Raw genomic sequence first — 270 nt, 5'->3', positions numbered from 1 at the left:
ACATTCTGCATGTAATGTATCTGTACAACCAGATCAAAGAACATCCGGAGATGTCCTTCTATCCGAGAACATTTATCTTCGGTGCAAAAGCTTCCGCAGGATATGTCCGTGCAAAAGAGATCATCAAACTGATCAACTCTGTAGCAGATGTGGTAAATAATGACCTGAGCATCAATGGAAAGCTGAAAGTCGTATTTATCGAAGATTACCGCGTATCCAACGCAGAATGGATCTTCGCGGCAGCAGATGTCAGCGAACAGATTTCTACCG

The 270-nt window shown here is 43.3% G+C and carries 1 protein-coding gene; it reads left to right on the top strand.

The window, feature by feature from the left end; all coding sequences use genetic code 11:
- On the top strand, positions 1-270 hold a 270-nt coding region (locus AC1RPQ_RS08505), incomplete at both ends, for a glycogen/starch/alpha-glucan phosphorylase (protein ID WP_481762347.1).

This window comes from Dellaglioa sp. CoH-57-MRSF-21 (genome assembly GCF_056781915.1).
Note: the sequence above shows the minus strand (reverse complement) of the source record. Positions and strands in the feature narration are given on the sequence as shown.